The sequence below is a fragment of the Bacillus sp. N6 genome, assembly GCF_052805735.1.
The window spans coordinates 1,020,032-1,038,899 of record NZ_CM127843.1 but is presented as its reverse complement, the minus strand read 5'-3'; the positions used below and the strand labels follow the sequence as shown (position 1 = coordinate 1,038,899).

Genomic DNA, 18,868 nt, shown 5'->3' with positions numbered 1-18,868 from the left:
CTTCTTCTTTTAAGACAGAAAGGATTTTTAATAATGTGCGTAAAGATCTCACCAGGCCCTTTACTACACACACTCTTATACACATAGAAAAACTATTTTTAGGTTGCTATTTTTTTAACTTTACATATTCTCGATTGATCGGATACGAACCTCATTTTGTAACATAACGAAAGACAAAAGAAAACAAACTGTAACATACGTTATCGTTAGTAATCTTTCTGTAACACAAATGTAACATAATGTTTTTGAACATACAATAGTTTTTTTTACATTATTTTCCCCTATCTACATTTTAAGGTGCTACTACAGTGCTAAAACGATTTTCATCTCTCACCTGCTATTGGACTATCATCCTTTGAGTACTTTAGGAAATAGACTTCTTTCCTAAAGTACTCAAATTAATTACAAAGATAACTCTTTTTTCATCCAAACATTAAGAAGGCCTTTAATCTTTTACTTTCACATTAAATATATATAACTAACTTTTTTGATATAGCCACATTAAGAAAATAGGGTAAACTTTGTATTCCTTTTTGTTTTTATTTGTATCGAGTTCTTTTGCTAAATACCTTTTTTATGTCAAATAAAAAAGGTATCCTCAAATACTTTGAGGATACCTTTTCACCTTTATTATCTCTGCTGTTTTCTACCTAATACGAGTAACCCAAAACTCATCATTACAAGAAGTGCTCCCATATATGGTTCCACAGGCATTTTCTGCCCTGTCTTCGGTAATTCTTTTTCAGGCTTTTCTGGATTTGGTGTTCCAGGTTTCTCTGGATCTGGTGTTCCAGGCTTTTCTGGATTTGGTGTTCCAGGTTTCTCTGGATTTGGTGTTCCAGGCTTTTCTGGATTCGGTGTTCCAGGCTTTTCTGGATTCGGTGTTCCAGGTTTTTCTGGATCTGGTGTTCCAGGTTTCTCCGGATCTGGTGTTCCAGGCTTTTCTGGATCTGGTGTTTCTGGACCTGGTGGTGCTAAATGATTCAATTTGTTTAATACTTCTAATTGAACTGCATTTATCATTCCATTTGTAATTTCAAATGGAATTGGATTAGTTAATTTTTCATATCCTTTTGGTGCTTCTACTTCTACTAGTGTGTAGTTACCTACAGATAGATCTGCGATTTTTGCCTTTCCATCTTTATCTGTTGTTACTTTCACTACTACTTTTCCCTTGTCATCATGGACTTCAAACACAGCTCCTGATAAGACTTCCTTGCTTTCAGCGGCCATTTTTGTAATCTCCACTGAACCTTTGTCTAACTTTTCATTCTCTACTTTCAATGATAAGACTTTTGTCATACCTTTTTTAATTTCGAATGATACTGGTTCCGTTAACTTCTTGTAACCTGGTAAGCTCTTCGTCTCTACTAATTTGTATTTTCCTACTGATAGATCTGAAACTTTTGCTTTTCCTTCTTTATCTGTCGTTACTTCTGTTACTACTTTGCCTTGCTCATCTTGTACTTCGAAGACTACGCCTTCTAATACTTTTTGGCTATCTTTATCTACTTTTGTTACTTCTACATTTCCCTTGTCTAACATTTCATTTTCTACTGTTAAAGCAAGAGATTTTGTCATGCCTTTTTCAATTTGGAAAGTAATCGGATCTACCAATTGCTTATATCCTTTTGGTGCTTTTACTTCTACTAACTTGTATGTTCCAACTGATAAATTATTAACTTGTACTTGTCCTTTTTTATCTGTCGTTATTTTAGCAACTACTTGCCCTGCTTCATCTTGAATCTCAAATACAGCATCAGCTAAAGCATCTTTCGTTTCTTTGTCTACTTTTGTAATTTCTACATTTCCTACATCCACTAATTCATTTTCTACAGTCAATTGTAATGCTGTAACTCTACCTTTTTCAATTTCGAATGAAACTGGCTTTTCTAGTGGTTTGTATCCTGCCGGTGTTTCTACTTCTACTAACTCATACTTTCCAATAGATAAATCTGAAACGTTTGCTTTTCCTTCTTTATCCGTTGTTACTTTTGCAACTACTTTTCCTTTTGAATCACGTACTTCAAATACAACATTTTCTAATGGTGCTTTACTGTCTTTATCTATTTTTGTAATTTCTACATTCCCCGTATCTACCATTTCATTTTCTACAGTGAACGTTAAAGATTTTGTCATACCTTTTTTAATTTCAAATGGTACAGGCTTTTCTAATTTTTTGTAGCCTGGTAAACTCTCTACTTCTACTAACTTGTAATTTCCTACTGATAAATCTGAAACTGTTGCTTTTCCAGCTTTATCTGTCGTTACTTTCGTTACCACCTTGCCTTTGTCGTCTTGAACTTCAAAGACTACACCTGCTAACGGTGCCTTATTATCTTTATCTATTTTTGTAATTTCTACATTTCCCGTATCTACCATTTCATTTTCTATTTTTAATGATAGAACTTCTGTCATTCCTTTTTTGATTTCGAATGATACTGGCTCTGTTAATTTTTTATAACCTGGTAAGCTTTCTTTCTCTACTAATTTGTACTTTCCTACAGATAAGTCTGAGATTTTTGCTTTACCATTTTTATCTGTTTTTACTTCCGTTACTACTTTACCTTGTTCGTCTTGTACTTCGAAAACTACGCCTTCTAATACTTTTTGACTATCTTTATCTACTTTTGTAATTTCTACTGAACCTTTGTCTAACTGTTCATTCTCTACTTTTAATGATAAGACTTCTGTCATACCCTTTTTAATTTCGAATGATACTGGCTCTGTTAGCTTTTTGTAGCCTGGTAAGCTTTCTACTTCTACTAGTTTGTAATTTCCTACAGATAGATCTGAAATTTTTACTTTTCCTTCTTTATCTGTTTTTACTTTCGTTACTACTTTGCCTTTTTCATCTTGCACTTCGAATGTTACGCCTTCTAATGCCTTCTGGCTGTCTTTGTCCACTTTTGTAATTTCTACTGAACCTTTATCTAACTGTTCATTCTCTACTTTTAGTGATAAGACTTCTGTCATGCCTTTTTTAATTTCAAACGATACTGGTTTTGCTAATTTTTTATATCCTGGTAAGCTTTCTACCTCTACTAGCTTATATTTCCCTACTGATAAATCGGAAACGTTTGCTTTTCCTTCTTTATCTGTCGTTACTTTTGTTACTACTTTATCTTTTTCATCTTGCACTTCGAATGTTACGCCCGCTAATACTGCGCCACTTTCTTTGTCCACTTTTGTAATCTCTACTGAACCTTTATCTAACTGTTCGTTCTCTACTTTCAATGATAAAACTTTCGTCATACCTTTTTTGATTTCGAATGATACTGGTTCCGTTAATTTTTTATAACCTGGTAAGCTCTTCGTCTCTACTAATTTGTATTTTCCTACTGATAGATCTGAAACTTTTGCTTTTCCTTCTTTATCTGTCGTTACTTCTGTTACTACTTTACCTTTGTCGTCTTGAACTTCGAAGACTACGCCTTCTAATACTTTTTGGCTATCTTTATCTACTTTTGTAATTTCTACTGAACCTTTGTCTAACTGTTCATTCTCTACTTTTAATGATAAGACTTCTGTCATACCCTTTTTAATTTCGAATGATACTGGCTCTGTTAGCTTTTTGTAGCCTGGTAAGCTTTCTACTTCTACTAGTTTGTAATTTCCTACAGATAGATCTGAAATTTTCGCTTTTCCTTCTTTATCTGTTTTTACTTTCGTTACTACTTTGCCTTTTTCATCTTGCACTTCGAATGTTACGCCTTCTAATGCCTTCTGGCTGTCTTTGTCCACTTTTGTAATTTCTACTGAACCTTTATCTAACTGTTCATTCTCTACTTTTAGTGATAAGACTTCTGTCATGCCTTTTTTAATTTCAAACGATACTGGTTTCGCTAGTTTTTTATATCCTGGTAAGCTCTCTACCTCTACTAGCTTATATTTTCCTACTGATAAATCTGAAATTGTTGCTTTTCCTTCTTTATCTGTCGTTACTTTTGTTACTACTTTATCTTTTTCATCTTGCACTTCGAATGTTACGCCCGCTAATACTGCGCCACTTTCTTTGTCTACTTTTGTAATCGCTACTGAACCTTTATCTAACAGCTCGTTCTCTACTTTCAATGATAAAACTTTCGTCATACCTTTTTTAATTTCGAATGATACTGGTTCCGTTAACTTCTTGTAACCTGGTAAGCTCTTCGTCTCTACTAATTTGTATTTTCCTACTGATAGATCTGAAACGTTTGCTTTTCCTTCTTTATCTGTCGTTACTTCTGTTACTACTTTGCCTTTGTCGTCTTGAACTTCGAAGACTACGCCTTCTAATACTTTTTGACTATCTTTATCTACTTTTGTTACTTCCACATTTCCCTTGTCTAACATTTCGTTTTCTACTGTTAAAGCAAGAGATTTTGTCATGCCTTTTTCAATTTGGAAAGTAATCGGATTTACTAATTGTTTATACCCTTTTGGTGCCTTTACTTCTACTAACTTGTATGTGCCGACTGATAAATTAGTAACTTGTGCTTGTCCTTTTTTATCTGTCGTTATTTTAGCGACTACTTGTCCTGCTGCATCTTGAATCTCAAATACTGCATCAGCTAAAGCATCTTTATTTTCTTTATCTACTTTTGTAATTTCTACATTTCCTGTATCCACTAATTCATTTTCTACTGTTAGCTTTAGCGCTGTTACTCTACCCTTTTCAATTTCGAATGAAACTGGCTTTTCTAGTGGTTTGTATCCTGCCGGTGTTTCTACTTCCACCAACTCATACTTCCCAATAGGTAAATCTGAAACGTTTGCTTTTCCTTCCTTATCCGTCGTTACTTTCGCAACTACTTTTCCTTTTGAATCACGTACTTCAAATACAACATTTTCTAATGGAGCTTTACTATCTTTATCTATTTTTGTTATCTCTACATTCCCTGTATCCACCATTTCATTTTCTACTTTTAATGATAGAACCTCGGTCATGCCTTTTTTGATTTCAAATGATACTGGTTTTTCTAGCTTTTTATAACCAGGTAAACTTTCTACCTCTACTAATTCATACTTTCCTACAGGTAAATCTGAAACATTTGCTTTTCCATCTTTATCTGTCGTTACTTTTGTAACTTCATTACCCTTTTCATCTTGGACGATGAATGTTACTCCCGCTAACGGTGCTTTATTATCTTTATCTATCTTTGTTATCTCTACATTTCCCGTATCTACCATTTCATTTTCTATTTTTAATGATAGAACTTCAGTCATGCCTTTTTTGATTTCAAATAATACTGGATCTGTTAGTTTCTTATAGCCTAGTAAACTTTCTTTCTCTACTAATTTGTACTTTCCTACTGATAGATCTGAGATTTTTGCTTTACCATCTTTATCTGTTTTTACTTCCTTTACTACTGTTCCAGCTTCATCTTGCACTTCAAAGACTACGCCTTTTAATGCTTTTTTGTTGTCTTTATCTACTTTTGTAATTTCTACTGAACCTTTATCTAACTGTTCATTTTCTACTTTCAATGATAGGACTGTTGTCATACCTTTTGTAATTTCGAATGATACTGGTTCTGTTAGCTTTTTGTAGCCAGGTAAACTTTTCGTCTCTACTAATTTGTACTTTCCTACTGATAAATCTGAGATTTTTGCTTTACCATCTTTATCTGTTTTTACTTCTGTTACTACTTTGCCTTGCTCATCTTGCACTTCGAAGACTACGCCTTCTAATACTTTTTGACTATCTTTATCTATTTTTGTAATTTCTACTGAGCCTTTGTCTAACTGCTCATTTTCTACTTTTATTACTAAAGCTTTTGTCATACCTTTTGTAATTTCAAATAGTACTGGTTCTGCTAGATTTTTGTAACCTGGTAAGCTTTTCGTCTCTACTAATTTGTACTTTCCTACTGATAGATCTGAAACGTTTGCTTTTCCATCTTTATCTGTTACTACTTTTCTTACTACGCCATCTTTCTCATCTTGGACTTCAAATTCGACACCCGCTAATACTGCCCCGTTTTCTTTGTCCAGTTTTGTGATTTCTATATTACCTTTGTCAACCATTGCATTTTCCACTTGTATTGGGAATATGCCGTCCCCTGTTACATTTACTTCGAACTCTGTTTCTTTTAATTGGTAGCCTTCAGGCGCTTTCGTTTCTTTTAAAATATACTTCCCTGGTGCTAACGGTTTAGAGATTGCCTTACCATCTTTATCTGTAACAATATGTTCGACTACTACACCGTCTTTTACTATATCAAACTCTGCATTTGCTAATGGTTTTTCACCATTTTCCGAATCAATTTTCTTTACTTCAATTTGACCCTTTTGCATAGTATTTTTAATTTCAATTGTTTTTGTTTCTCCAGCTTGAAGTGTAATCTCTACTGGGCTTGTTAATTTTTGATATCCTTCTGGCGCTACTGTTTCATAAACTTTATACGTCCCAGGAGCTAAAGTTTGAGGTACTGAAAAACCTTTTTCGTCCGTTTTCAGTTTTGCAACAACTTCATTTGCACTATTTCGAACTTCAAATTCGGCACCTTTTAACCCTTTGTTCGGATTCTCAGAATCTATTTTATGAAGCGATACTGTACCATCTTTTGGAGCTTCAGGCGGCGTAATAGTTACTTCTTTTGATGTTAATATTTTATCATCAAAATGTAATTCCGCTTTATTAGGAATCTTCTTATCTACGTAAGAAGATAAGTCTGCATTATTTTTAATTTTCGCCTTGATACTAAGATTAATTATCTGGTCTTCATATGACTTATAGTCAAAATTCTCACCAAACGTAAATGTTACTTCACTTCTTTGCTTATCTATCTTTAACGTCCCTTTAGAAGTAATATCTTGGCCATTTTGATCATACACTTTTGCCTCTAATACTTCTAAAACATCTTCTAAATCATCACTAATTACCATTGATGTGTATTTAGGAGGATCGTTCGGTATATGTGTACCAACTTGGTATTGAATCACTTGATCCATTTGTGTTAGCTGCTCATTCTCTACAAGCTTGCCATTCTCATCAACTATATTTTTTTCAATACTAGGTGGATTATCGTCACCTGAACCGGTTCCCCCTCCACCACTTACGAATACTTGTCCTACTTTTTCTTCAGTTTTAATATTTTTACCTTCTAATTTCACAGTATTTTTATGAGGCTTTGCAGCAGGATTAGTAATCTTTGTTTTATATCTTAAAATATAACCTTTTGAACTGTCTGGAAACTCAATTGTAAATCCAGCCTTTGTTGCATTAATTTTAATGTTAGATAAATCTGCTGGCTTAATATTTGTTGGTGCATAACCATCTTCAAATACAGCCTCTTCTAATACTACGCTGTCTGTAATTAACTCATGCCCAGGTCCTAATGTATCTGTTAATTTAAGATCTTGCATTTCTGTTCCAGTTGCATTTACGTATACAAGCCAATCAGCAATCGAAGGATCTTCTTGATTATAAGAACCCCATTTCAATAGATTATCTGTATTGGGCTGTGGCTTCGGTCTCTCTGTCGTATTACTTACATTTACTTCTTTATTGACGATTTGACCATCAACGTTAAATTCTAATGGAATTTCTTTAACACCATCATATGCTTCTAGACCAAAGTAGAATTCTACGAATAAAGAACCTTTAATGTTATTCTTTCCTTCTACGTAATCACCCATAGTACACGTTAATAGACCCTTTTTCATCTCACATGTACCAACTGTTTTTCCTTCAGCATCTTTTAAAGGAAAACTCATATTCATAAGGTCTTTTCGAAACTCTTTTGGCATATCAATTGTGAATTGATCTCCACTTTTTATTTTTTCTTTAGCTGACCACTTCACTTCTACTTTCATACCATCTGAGGCTTGATACGGTTCAGATGTCGTGCCATCAGTACGGGAAATATTAATTTCATCCACTGGACTTTTCATCACAGCAGCTTGAATAACTGGAGCCCACACATTCAGCACTGAAAATAATACTAGAAAAACTAATGAAACCATTGAAATATGCCTTTTAGTACTTTTCATTTGCATAGTTCCCTCCTATTTTTTATATTTATATAACAAAAAAAGACCGTCCGGTTGCATCAAAAATGTGCAACCAGACGATCTTAGTAACCAATATGTATTACCGTAGACTCTAAGCTTTGCGGCCTATCCTTTCGAATAGTGTGCTAAAAATATCCTTTATTCTTTTTTTGTTTCATTTTCCTCTTAAACCAAATATTACTATACCGTCTGGACGGTTATAATTCAATACTCTATAAAATTGTTCTATTTTTCTAATAAAAAAAACAATTCACCACTACATTAAATAAGTAATGGTGAATTGTTTTCACATTATATAGTTAGTATATTCTATTTATACGAATTACTAATAAGAGCTTGAATCACTTTTTCTCTTAACTCGGGGCTTAGTCTGCCAACCCCTAAATATTCCGAATACCATAATCCATCTGCTGCTAATCTAATAATTGTTGCACAAACTGAATCTATCTCATCGTTTTCTATATTCTTTTGCAGTTGCTGAAATGATTGTTGTAATGGCTCAAGTAATTCAGGTTTTAACATGAATGCTGCCATCATACTACTAGACAACTCTTCTGTTCTTCTCTCATTACTTAATCTTTCCTCTACAAAAGAGCGAACCCATCTCCCTTTCCTCTCTGAGTCTTCCGCTACTCTATTGTAAATAGCGCCCTCATAATCCTCTATCCCTCTGACTATCATACCTTCTATTAAAGCTTCTTTATTTGCAAAGTGATACAATAATCCACCTTTACTTACACCCGCCTCTTTTGCCACTGCTTCTAAGGTTAATTTAGCAACCCCTTTACATTGCACAATTTGAGAAGCGGCCGCCAAAATCTTTTGCCGCGTTATGCTGATACTCATTCCTTTTTAAAACCCCATTTCTACTAAATTTATATAAATACGAATCTTATTTTTAATATTGTTGATTACTACTAAGTATTTTCTTTATACAACAAAAGCTTCATTACCTTTGAATTTTTAGTTACTTATTCTATTAAAAATTTCCATATCATTCAATATGATAACATTAAATATACAAAGTTGACTATACATCTATACTTTTATATTCATTGAAAATATATCCATAAACACGAAATGTATAAAAATTGATTATCCTTATACATCTAATCTATAATTTAAAGAGGTTTATATTTTCATAAAAATAAAGTGAAATTTTATAAGGATGATTCCATTGAAAAAATTTTCTATTAGTTATTTAATATGCTTACTGTTTTTTTCTATCATTGTGAATGTTTTACAGTATACAAGCGTTCCAAATTATGCGGATTCATGGGGGCCGATTTGGGTATCTATTATTATGCTTTCAATTCTTGGAAGTATTCCTGTTCTTATCGGTTGTTTAATAGGCGAATTTTGTTATAGAAAAATAAAAGGAAGTCACGAATTAAAAATCGGTATTCCTTTATTTATAGTGTTAGGTATTTCCTACAATCATTTCTTCTTTATGTTGTTTAACGACCGATATTTTCTATCCTTTAATTTAGAAGCCTTTTTGGAAACAGGCCTACCTATTACGTTATCATCTTTATTATTTTACCTTATAAGACGCCGTTAATTCTTTCATCATTACATAAAAAAATGTTATTACTCTTGTTACATCGAGTAATAACATTTTTATTTAAATCTATTTAACTAATTTGCTTCCAACTAGTATCCTTCATATCTTCGCTAGTCGGCTTTCTAACTGATTTCACAAAACATTCCTCGCAAGCACCAAATGCAATGAAGTTTTTCTGTGCTTATCTTAACGAGACTTCATTTGCCCCGCCTTCAAAGTCAGGATCGTTAAACTGTACCTCATCATCTTCCCAGTAACATATATTACAAATTTCATATGTACCTGGTGGTTCTTCTTCTATTGTTCTATACCCGCAGCACGGACATGTATATTTCATTCTGTTACTCCATTATTCATTTCTTTTTTCTCCCATATATTCCGGCCCATAAAGAATGTAACAGCGCAAATCATAGTTATTACCATGAAAGTAGTATTAGAATCCTCATATGTAGTTGGAATTCCAATCGTTACAGAAACAATACTAAAAGCTAAAAGTAAATATAATAATAAAGATAGAATATAGCTTAGTTTAAATCGTAAAATGATACCTCTAAACAATAGCTCACCAAGTAGACAGCCACCTAAAATGATAGGTACTCCGAAATATAATGTAAGGACTCCCATTTGCGCAGTAGATTGAATTATCTTACCGATTATGTTCGGCGAAACCAGCTCACTATTGTTTCCCATCCTATCATATAAATCAAGTGCCGTTACTGAAATAAAGAAACTTAATATAGAAAACGAATACGGTATTAAAAATTTGCTCACTCTCATTCACCTCACTTTTTTTGTTTCACATATATTATTCATTACTTTCACCCAAAAAAAAATAGCCCTCTATGCTAAAACATAGAGGGCATAATTTTTATATAAAAACCTATACCTTATCCTGAAATCCCCCCTAAACAGAACATCTAAACTATCTGTGCCCTATATTCTTTAGGGGATAAGTGGTTATTAGAAAGTAGTGCCTTCTTTTTTATAATATTCTTTTGAAACCTCTTCATAAAATGCGGCTGATGTCGCGTAGAAATACGGTGCTAACCATAAGAAACCGATTCCTATAGTAAGAATACTTAATATGAACCAGCCTAAGAAACTTAAGCATAGTAAAAAGTAATCCATTTTATGTCCATTCATCATATGACGACTCTCAGTAATCGCTTGATTCGCTGTATATTCTGGATGATCATTCAAAATAAAATATGTCATAGAATAAGAAAATGATTTAATAATACCTGGAATAATAAGAAGCAATGTCCATAGAGTCAAGTATACATACATTAGTAAATATGTTAAAAACGACTTCATCAACTTACTTCCATCGCTAAACCATCTAAATATATGACCAATGCGAGCATCAGTCCCACGAATTGCATTTAAAACAAGATAATAGGCACCTATTGTTAATGGACCAATAACAAGCATTACTATAATACTTACTGTAAGTGAATCACTTGCCTCTTCCCAACCCCAAAATACCGAGAAAATACCTGTTGTTAGCATTTCAACAGCTCCAATAAGGATTCCAATTAATAAAGTTGCCCCTACCGCTAATCCCCATCTTCCTTTTAATGCATCAAGTGCTTCTCTTTTCAACTGACTTATCATATATAACCTCCTAATACTATTTATATTTTAGTATACCATTTATATCAAAAATTCCACAGATTTCCCTGAAATAGAAGCATACTCCTTTTTGCATACGTATTAATACATGTGTGCTGTAGTTGTACTAATATATGGATTAAACGACTCTTTTCCCTATAACAAAAAAGCTTGCCCTTCAGAATAGGCAAGCTTTCTCAAATTATTCCTCACTGATTCTCTTCTTATACCAATCCTGCATTCTCTCCGCATCTTCTACTCTCGTATGCTCTAATTTGTAACTAGATGATGCACTAGAAAACTTATACGTACATAAATCCGCTCGGCGCTGGAAATATGATTGTGTCTTCTCCATTGATTGGACATGTCTTCTTCTAATAAGTCCTGTATATTTTCCGACGCTACGATAGACAAGTGTAATTTGTTCTCCGTTAACACTGTAACCATTTGTTTTAAATGTTGCGTATCCAAGTGTAAAGATGAGGATCGCGAGCGGAATTAATGCCCACATGATGAAGTGCTTTTCAGAGTATATACTTATTCCAGTAAGCGGGATTGCGAGCATAGCGAAAAAGATAAAACTATCAATGAGATAACGGCGCAATGCTGCTTTTGGTAATGCAATAATGTTTGCATTCAGTTCGTATGGTAATTGTAAATGGGCGAGTAACTGTTGTACTCGATCTTTTCGAATGATTGGGTGCAGTGTAACCTTTTCTTTTTCGTCACCCATTCCTTTACTTTGAATCACTTCTACTTGCACAGCACAATAACCGAATGGTTGGCGTAAAATACTTTCTTTTATCGTAATACCTTGAATACGATGCAATTTTAGTACGAGCTCTTTTTTCTCAAGTAATCCTTGCGAAATGCGAACTTCGTCATTTCTTCGATTCACTGTGAAATCGCCATGTTTTAACGCGTAACCGATTGTAGATATAATCCAAGAAAGAACGAGTAACATGGCTACCATGAAAATCCAGCCATATATATCATGTTCCATTACATACGACTTTACGCCATTCTCTATCCATTTCGGAATGTACTCATCTACTTGGTGATAAACGAAAAAGATTAAAGAGAATAATAGTCCAAATTGACCAGATGTAACAGATGCTAATAAAATCTCTTTCCAAGTTAATTTATACTCTGTCGCTTGTTTTTCTTCTGTAACAATTTCTTTTTCTACTACATTTTCTGTTGCTTCGTCTAACGTTCCTTCTGCTTTCACTTCTGGAGTTGGCTCATTTAGCAAAGTAATAAGCTCCGCCGCTTCTTCTGCCGTAATACCAGCTAAGCTAACTTCTGCTTCATCGCCCCCACCAGCTGTTTCAATCTGAATTTTTTTTAAACCGAGCATTTGATATAGTACGTTAGAACTTGTATTAATCGTTTGAACACGTTCTTTATTTAAGTAGCTCTCCTTTTTCACGAAGAGACCTTTTTTCACATGTAATACGTTATTTTCAACCCAATATGTTGTGTAATACCATTTTTCAAATGCTGAAAAAACGGTGAGTAAACCAAATGCTGCGGGAATTAAATACCAAAACGGGAATTTTCCGTTTAAGCTAAACATGAAAATAATGAGTGGTATAAAATCTGTTATTTTTAATTCTAATAACATCGTGATTGGATGCTGCCTCTTATACATCCTCATCACTCACTTTCGCTAATTCTGCGATTTTCGTTTTCAACATTTCCGCTTCATACATCGTTAAGCCTGGGATGCTATGAGAAGTTGCTGCTGTTGAAATGTGTAATTCTGCTAAGCCATATTTTCTCATAATTGGTCCTTGTTCAATCGTTACGTGCTGCACACGAATCATCGGTACTAATACGCGCTTTACGACAAAAAGACCATGCTGAATTTCAAGCTCTTCTTCATTTAGTTGGTAGCTGTAATAACGTTGACGTAGTTTTGGGAATAAGAAGTACGAAAATGGTGCGAACACAACTGTCAGCCCAATCATTACATACAAAATCCACGCCCACCAATCAAACTTTATCATGAGGAAAAGGTAAGCTAAAATGACGAGTATACCGATCCCTTCTTCAATTACAGCACGAACTTTCCACACCTTGGCCATGTCAGGGTGAATTTCATTTTTCAATGGATCCATGTAACCACTCCAAATCTAGTAATCTAATATATGAATACTCTTAATCTACATTTTACATAACTTTACAGAAATTTGAAATTTAATCTTCTTTCTTCTCAGGAATAAAATATCCGAACCAAAGTAACCAAATGAAACCGATTAACTTCATCCAACTTCCATCCGCTTGAAAAGCTTCAATCATACCTGGAATTTTATACACTCCAATGAATCCAAGAAAACCGAGCCACCAGTTTTTTTGCATTTTCATCTTTACTCCTCCTTCATGACGTTTTTCACATTTCGAATCCAAATTTCTTTATACTTTAAATGGAATCCCATGAGCATATAGTTGCTCATATTATCGATCACAAGCGCTAGCGTATGAGCATTTTCTTCCGTTTCATGTTGTGACACAACGCCCAGTCTCGCGCCTTTCTTTAATAAATCGTGGAAACCATGTAAGAAATCCTCTTGTATTTCAAATAAACGTTTCTGGTACTTTTCATTTCGCGATGCAGTTACGATAAATTCATTGATAACGCGTAGTATTCCTTCTTGCCCTTCATACTCAGAGAGCATATGTAAACCATCTGCGATTAGCTTTTCTGCAAAGTTTTCTTTCGTATACTGCTCTTTATCGAAGTAATTTGCAAAATGATAATCAGAAAAAATCTCTTCAAATAAAAAATCAACTAACGCTTCTTTAGAAGAAAAATGATAGTAAATAGCCGGTTTTGAAATACCTACCTCTTTCGCAATCATGGAAAGACTCATCTTCTCAATGCCGTGTTCTGCCATAAGTTTAAATGATGCCTCTACAATGTTCTGCGATGTTTGTAAATTCTTCGTCATACTGTACCTCACTTATTTTTACTTACCGGTCGGTAAGTAAATTATAAAACAAAACGAAATGATTTTCAATTTAGTTAGCACTACAGAAGGTGTTTATTGGAAAATACAGAAAGTTATAAAGTAAAAGCAATATATAGCAATAAGGAGGATATCATATGGGACTTGGTGGTAATGGCGGCGGTGAAGCGGGAAAAGCTGGTAAGAGCGGATTTTCATTAATCATTGTACTTTTTATCGTATTGATTATAGTTGGAGTTAGCTATATCGGACTTAGCTTCTAAGAAAAGGCGTCCTACATTACACATGTAGGACGCCTTCTTTTTAATCCCTATTCAGCAACCGCATACGATAACAATTCATCGTTACTTCCCCAAGTCTTTGCAGTAATTGATAGTTCGCATACGCGCCGACCGGGGCACCGATTATTGGTACGAGCTGAAGCATTTTTGCTAAATCGATATAGTCTCGGTACTCTGTTTGGAACTTTTCCCAGTCCATATGATTTTCTTCTTCTGTATCCCACGTTTCGATGGCTTTCCATATTTCTTTTCGGTGGTCGTCACTTGAAAAGGCAAGCTGGAAAACGTGAAGGATAAAAAGGCGCTCTTCTTTGTCGCTCGTATCAAATCCGTACAATGTTGCTGCATCGAATAAAAATTTAATTTTAATGCCGAGTAAAAGCGGAAAGTCAGCAAGGCCAAGGAGAATACCGCCTGCTCCCGTCCCTGCTCCTTCTGCCGCTGCTATTTTTTTGTACTCATCCATTTTTTTACGTACTTCATCGTCTCGTCTTTGCAATGACCAGTTCGTCTCTTTTAATTTCGGCTTTATAAAGTTTGATCCGGCGCTAATTGTTTGTACCATCATCCGAATCGTTTCTGTTAATACTTTTTGCACTTTCGCCGGAATAAGCTGTTGTACTTTCGTCTGCACTTTCTTTGAGAACCGTGTCATCATAGAAGAATCTTTCATGAATGTAGCTTTCCACTGCTCCAGTTCTTTTATAACCTTTTCTTCATATGTAATCATAGGTTCATTCCCTTCAATTTAAACGCTCAATACGTTTTGCCCCGTATTGATAAACGAAACCGATACTAAATACTATGCTTACGACTAGTAAAATTCCCGTCATCATGAAATCTTTCGTCGCAAGTGCAAATATAACTGTAAAGATTATACTCCCGATGATTAGAATCGCATTTAATAAAGTAAGAAAATCTTTCTTCTTTTCATCTACCTTTACTGGATACAAATCAAGCCAAATTTTCATGCGGTGATGTTTCCATAAAGTTAATAGCTGATAACCGATTAAGTATAGGAAAATAAAACTTACGATAAATCGTCCATATAAAAATGGAATGAAGTAAAGAATAACTCCGCCAAGAGCGAGCAGACGCACATATAATCCAAAATAGTTACCTGATCTTAAAAATGTTCTCGTATATAAGTATAAATATGTACGCTTTTCGCCGATTATCGACAGAATGAAATCCAGCCATTTTCGGCGAGATACTCTTTCTTTTAATGCTGGTACATCAACGAACATGTTCGCGATGCGGTACAGCAGCATCATCTTCTTACCTTCTTCAGAAATTAAATACTCCCAGTTTAGCGGCTTTCCCTTCACCATTTGATGTAGCAGCCCAAGGTATAACACCATGAGAAGTATGATTCCGCCAATAAACATAACGGAAGTACGTTCTACAAGGAAGTATACAAATAAACCGTTTAAGATAAAACGAATAAACCAATCAGCCCTTTGTATATTTTGATCTGTTAAAAATGATTTTTCCCACACGACGAATAAATTCCACGCTTTTACAATGACAAATGCGAGGACAATCCATATGTAGCCAGCACCTGTTTGCTTCATTTGTTGGAAGTATAACGGAGCAAGCGCAGCTGCTACGATCGCGATTATGTATAACTGAATCATAAATGTAAAGAGAAATGCCTTTGTGAAATAAGGTTTTAACTTTGCTTCTACTGGCAGTAAGTAAACGAGATCTGCTTCTTTTAATAACGTTTGAATGGATCCAGCTGTTAACACGAGTCCAATTAATACTGCCATTACGAGCGCAGTTGGAAACGAAGATGTTAACGTTTGTAACCATTGCTGGTAATAATACGCTCCTGCGCCGATGATAAATACAAAAATAAATTTCAAATGATCATTAAATACGTATTTACTATATGTACGAACTTCTTTTAGAAAGTGACGAAATCGTTCTTTCCATAATGCTGTGCTATTCATAGTCTTCTTCCTTCGTTAATGCAATATAAATATCATCTAACGTTGCACCCGGCATATTAAACTGTGATTGTAGTTCAGCTAATGTTCCCTTCGCTCTTACTTCACCTTGATGCAAAATAATGAACGAATCACAATAACGCTCTGCCGTCGCTAAAATATGTGTGCTCATTAAAATACCGGCTCCACTCTTTTTCATTTGATCCATCATTTGAAGAAGTGATTGAATTGCTAATGGATCTAATCCAACGAAAGGTTCGTCTACTATGTAAAGAGATGGCTCAACTAAAAACGCGCTCATAATCATTACTTTTTGTTTCATCCCTTTTGAGAAATGAGATGGAAACCATTTTAAACGATTTTTCATGCGAAATTCATGTAATAGTTGTCCTACACGTTCTTCATATTGTTTTTCATCGACACCGTACGCCATCGCTGTTAGCTTCAAATGTTCTTCTAGCGTTAGCTCATCATATAATACAGGTGTTTCTGGGATGAACGAAAAACTAGAACGGTATGCTGTCATATCATCACGAATTGTTTTCCCATTAATTGTGACAGTTCCTTTTTTCGGTTCCATTAAACCGATAATATGTTTAATCGTCGTACTTTTACCAGCTCCATTTAAACCGATTAAGCCGACAAGTTCGCCTTTATTAACAGAGAACGAAACATCTTTTAATACAGGTCGTTTCGTATATCCTCCTGTAACATTTTCTACACGCAATAACTCGCTCATACGACACCACTTTCTTCATTAGTATTCATTCTATATTCATCTTACCAAAAATTATGCTGTACTACATAGTATCCATGTACTCAAAAAAAAATTTTAAATTTATTAGCATATATTTTCCCGAAAGCGGACATCATAATTAGTGAAGAAGGAACACATTGAAAAAGCAACCACCAATTGATGAGTACAACAACATAGTGAAGTCATCATGAAATGGGGTGTCCATGTTGGACAATGAAATTTACACATAACCAGATTATTTGTTTCATTTTCGAAACGGGGTGTCTCTGAAAGAGCATATACTGTTTTAAAAAATAAACAATTTCATTTTAAAAAAGATTGCAATTCATTTCACTTGAAAATGGGGTGTCTACGGCAGAAACTTTAGCCGATTTACCGTGCATTTCTTAAATAAATGAGGTGTCTGCGAAACGTAAATTACGATAATGCTTTTTCAATCCCTCTTCAGAAAACAGGAAGCTGAGTCAGCTTCCTGTTTTTCGTGTTTGTTCTCTTATGTAATTATGGTAAAATACGGCTAAGGATATTTGAAAGGATGAGATCAATGAATCATACAGCAGACAATTGTATTTTTTGTAAAATCATTGACGGGCAAATCCCTTGCTCAAAAGTATACGAAGATGAACATGTGCTTGCATTTTTAGATATTAGTCAAGTAACAAAAGGACATACTCTTGTTATTCCGAAAGTTCACAAACAAGACATTTTTGCGTTAACGCCAGAAATCGCATCACACATTTTTTCTGTCGTTCCAAAAATCGCAAACGCGATTAAAGCAGAGTTTAATCCAGTTGGCTTTAACCTACTTAACAATAACGGTGAAAAAGCTGGACAAACTGTGTTCCACTTCCACCTTCATTTAATTCCACGCTACGGTGAAAAAGATGGTTTCGGTGCTGTTTGGAAATCACACCAAAATGAATACACTATGGAAAATTTACAAAACATCGCAAGTACAATTGCAAATAGTGTGAAATAATGACACTATAAGAAGGCGTAATACATAACAAGCCACTTCCCTGAAGTCATCAAATTCCGCATGGCTTGTTTCTTCACTTAAAATGCTCAGGGATGATTGTTTGTGCATAGCACATATAAGAAAGATATGCATATTGTTTTACATCATGAATACGAACAAAAAATAAGGAGGTCTCCTTTTATGTCAAAAGCTAAATCCTTTATTACAGGTGTTATTTGCGGGGGAGCAGTTGCTGGACTAGCCGTTCTTTTCTCAACTCCTTCTTCTGGTAAAGACATGCGCGGCAAGTTAAAAGAAAAAGGAAATGATATTAAAAAGACTTTAGCTGATATTACAGCTGATACGAAATTATTAAAGCGTCAAATTGTTGAAACTGCTTCAGAAGGTAAAGAAGTGTTCCAAGAATTAAAAGATGACATGCAAGACACGCTTTCTAACTGGAAACAAGATATTTCTCAAAACAAGCGCCATATTGAGAAAGAAATTTTGGACATCCAAAAGTCAATTGAGAAACTGCAAGAAGCTGTTCCAGAAAAAGCGTAAACAAATTCCTGCTTAGTTTTTTGCATATAACAAATATTTTTTATATAAATTGACCTTGACACGGCATATCGTATAGATATGCCGTGTTTTTATGCATTTACAATATATGTTATCAATTAACATGTAAGGACAACGCATGTATTCATGACTCATAAAACGCTTCCATAGTTATGCATGATTTGTATAGAATGTCATTTTGTTAAAAAATTTT

The 18,868-nt window shown here is 34.4% G+C and carries 15 protein-coding genes, 1 pseudogene and 1 riboswitch; of the genes and pseudogenes, 4 read left to right on the top strand and 12 right to left on the bottom strand.

The window, feature by feature from the left end:
• Positions 1 to 630 precede the first annotated feature (630 nt).
• Complete coding sequence (locus ACUXVC_RS05355; RefSeq protein ID WP_446025961.1) at positions 631 to 7,983, bottom strand: SpaA isopeptide-forming pilin-related protein; 7,353 nt, start codon at positions 7,981 to 7,983, stop codon at positions 631 to 633.
• A 59-nt stretch (positions 7,984 to 8,042) separates the two neighbouring features.
• Positions 8,043 to 8,135, bottom strand: a riboswitch (cyclic di-GMP riboswitch).
• Between the two features lie 172 nt (positions 8,136 to 8,307).
• A complete protein-coding gene (locus ACUXVC_RS05350; protein ID WP_095691274.1) occupies positions 8,308 to 8,844 on the bottom strand; it encodes a TetR/AcrR family transcriptional regulator in 537 nt (178 codons plus the stop codon).
• A 331-nt stretch (positions 8,845 to 9,175) separates the two neighbouring features.
• On the opposite strand from ACUXVC_RS05350, the gene ACUXVC_RS05345 reads away from it, so the two are divergent.
• Positions 9,176 to 9,559 (top strand): hypothetical protein, encoded by a 384-nt coding sequence (locus ACUXVC_RS05345; RefSeq protein ID WP_000714567.1) that lies wholly within the window; start codon positions 9,176 to 9,178, stop codon positions 9,557 to 9,559.
• Between the two features lie 73 nt (positions 9,560 to 9,632).
• Here ACUXVC_RS05345 and ACUXVC_RS05340 read toward each other — a convergent pair.
• From ACUXVC_RS05340 to ACUXVC_RS05310, 7 genes and pseudogenes are all read right to left on the bottom strand, one after another.
• Positions 9,633 to 9,899 (bottom strand): annotated as a pseudogene (locus ACUXVC_RS05340) (CPCC family cysteine-rich protein).
• Positions 9,896 to 10,339 (bottom strand): hypothetical protein, encoded by a 444-nt coding sequence (locus ACUXVC_RS05335; protein ID WP_078400421.1) that lies wholly within the window; start codon positions 10,337 to 10,339, stop codon positions 9,896 to 9,898. The pseudogene ACUXVC_RS05340 and the gene ACUXVC_RS05335 overlap by 4 nt, the downstream one beginning before the upstream one ends.
• 183 nt (positions 10,340 to 10,522) lie before the next feature.
• Positions 10,523 to 11,176 carry a DUF975 family protein gene (locus ACUXVC_RS05330; protein WP_098126587.1) on the bottom strand — a complete coding sequence of 218 codons (654 nt, stop codon included), beginning with the start codon at positions 11,174 to 11,176 and terminating at the stop codon, positions 10,523 to 10,525.
• A 199-nt stretch (positions 11,177 to 11,375) separates the two neighbouring features.
• Positions 11,376 to 12,827: a PH domain-containing protein gene (locus ACUXVC_RS05325; protein WP_053565075.1), complete on the bottom strand. Its 1,452-nt coding sequence runs from the start codon at positions 12,825 to 12,827 to the stop codon at positions 11,376 to 11,378.
• Positions 12,820 to 13,296, bottom strand: a complete 477-nt coding sequence (locus ACUXVC_RS05320; protein WP_144465832.1) for a PH domain-containing protein — start codon at positions 13,294 to 13,296, stop codon at positions 12,820 to 12,822. Before ACUXVC_RS05320 ends, ACUXVC_RS05325 begins: the two co-directional genes overlap by 8 nt.
• 79 nt (positions 13,297 to 13,375) lie before the next feature.
• On the bottom strand, positions 13,376 to 13,543 hold the full coding sequence (locus tag ACUXVC_RS05315; RefSeq protein WP_000783815.1) for a hypothetical protein: 168 nt from the start codon (positions 13,541 to 13,543) through the stop codon (positions 13,376 to 13,378).
• 2 nt (positions 13,544 to 13,545) lie between these two features.
• The gene (locus ACUXVC_RS05310; protein WP_016082590.1) at positions 13,546 to 14,127 is read right to left on the bottom strand and encodes a TetR/AcrR family transcriptional regulator; all 582 of its coding nucleotides are present in this window, start codon (positions 14,125 to 14,127) and stop codon (positions 13,546 to 13,548) included.
• 155 nt (positions 14,128 to 14,282) lie between these two features.
• Here ACUXVC_RS05310 and ACUXVC_RS05305 point away from each other — a divergent pair, with 155 nt between their 5' ends.
• Positions 14,283 to 14,408, top strand: coding sequence for a YjcZ family sporulation protein (locus ACUXVC_RS05305; protein ID WP_144465833.1), 126 nt, complete (start codon positions 14,283 to 14,285; stop codon positions 14,406 to 14,408).
• A gap of 40 nt (positions 14,409 to 14,448) precedes the next feature.
• Here the strand turns inward: ACUXVC_RS05305 and ecsC are convergent, their stop codons facing one another.
• From ecsC to ecsA, 3 genes are read right to left on the bottom strand one after another with little or no spacing between them, the layout of a single operon-like run.
• Positions 14,449 to 15,156 (bottom strand): ecs operon protein EcsC, encoded by a 708-nt coding sequence (ecsC, locus tag ACUXVC_RS05300; protein ID WP_000634126.1) that lies wholly within the window; start codon positions 15,154 to 15,156, stop codon positions 14,449 to 14,451.
• A 13-nt stretch (positions 15,157 to 15,169) separates the two neighbouring features.
• Positions 15,170 to 16,381 (bottom strand): ABC transporter permease EcsB, encoded by a 1,212-nt coding sequence (gene ecsB / locus ACUXVC_RS05295; protein ID WP_446025960.1) that lies wholly within the window; start codon positions 16,379 to 16,381, stop codon positions 15,170 to 15,172.
• On the bottom strand, positions 16,374 to 17,117 hold the full coding sequence (gene ecsA / locus ACUXVC_RS05290) for an ABC transporter ATP-binding protein EcsA (protein ID WP_001292597.1): 744 nt from the start codon (positions 17,115 to 17,117) through the stop codon (positions 16,374 to 16,376). Before ecsA ends, ecsB begins: the two co-directional genes overlap by 8 nt.
• A gap of 562 nt (positions 17,118 to 17,679) precedes the next feature.
• Between ecsA and ACUXVC_RS05285 the strand changes: the two genes are divergently transcribed.
• Positions 17,680 to 18,114, top strand: coding sequence for an HIT family protein (locus ACUXVC_RS05285; protein WP_001016835.1), 435 nt, complete (start codon positions 17,680 to 17,682; stop codon positions 18,112 to 18,114).
• A gap of 180 nt (positions 18,115 to 18,294) precedes the next feature.
• A complete protein-coding gene (locus tag ACUXVC_RS05280) occupies positions 18,295 to 18,657 on the top strand; it encodes a YtxH domain-containing protein (RefSeq protein WP_000030302.1) in 363 nt (120 codons plus the stop codon).
• Positions 18,658 to 18,868 lie beyond the last annotated feature (211 nt).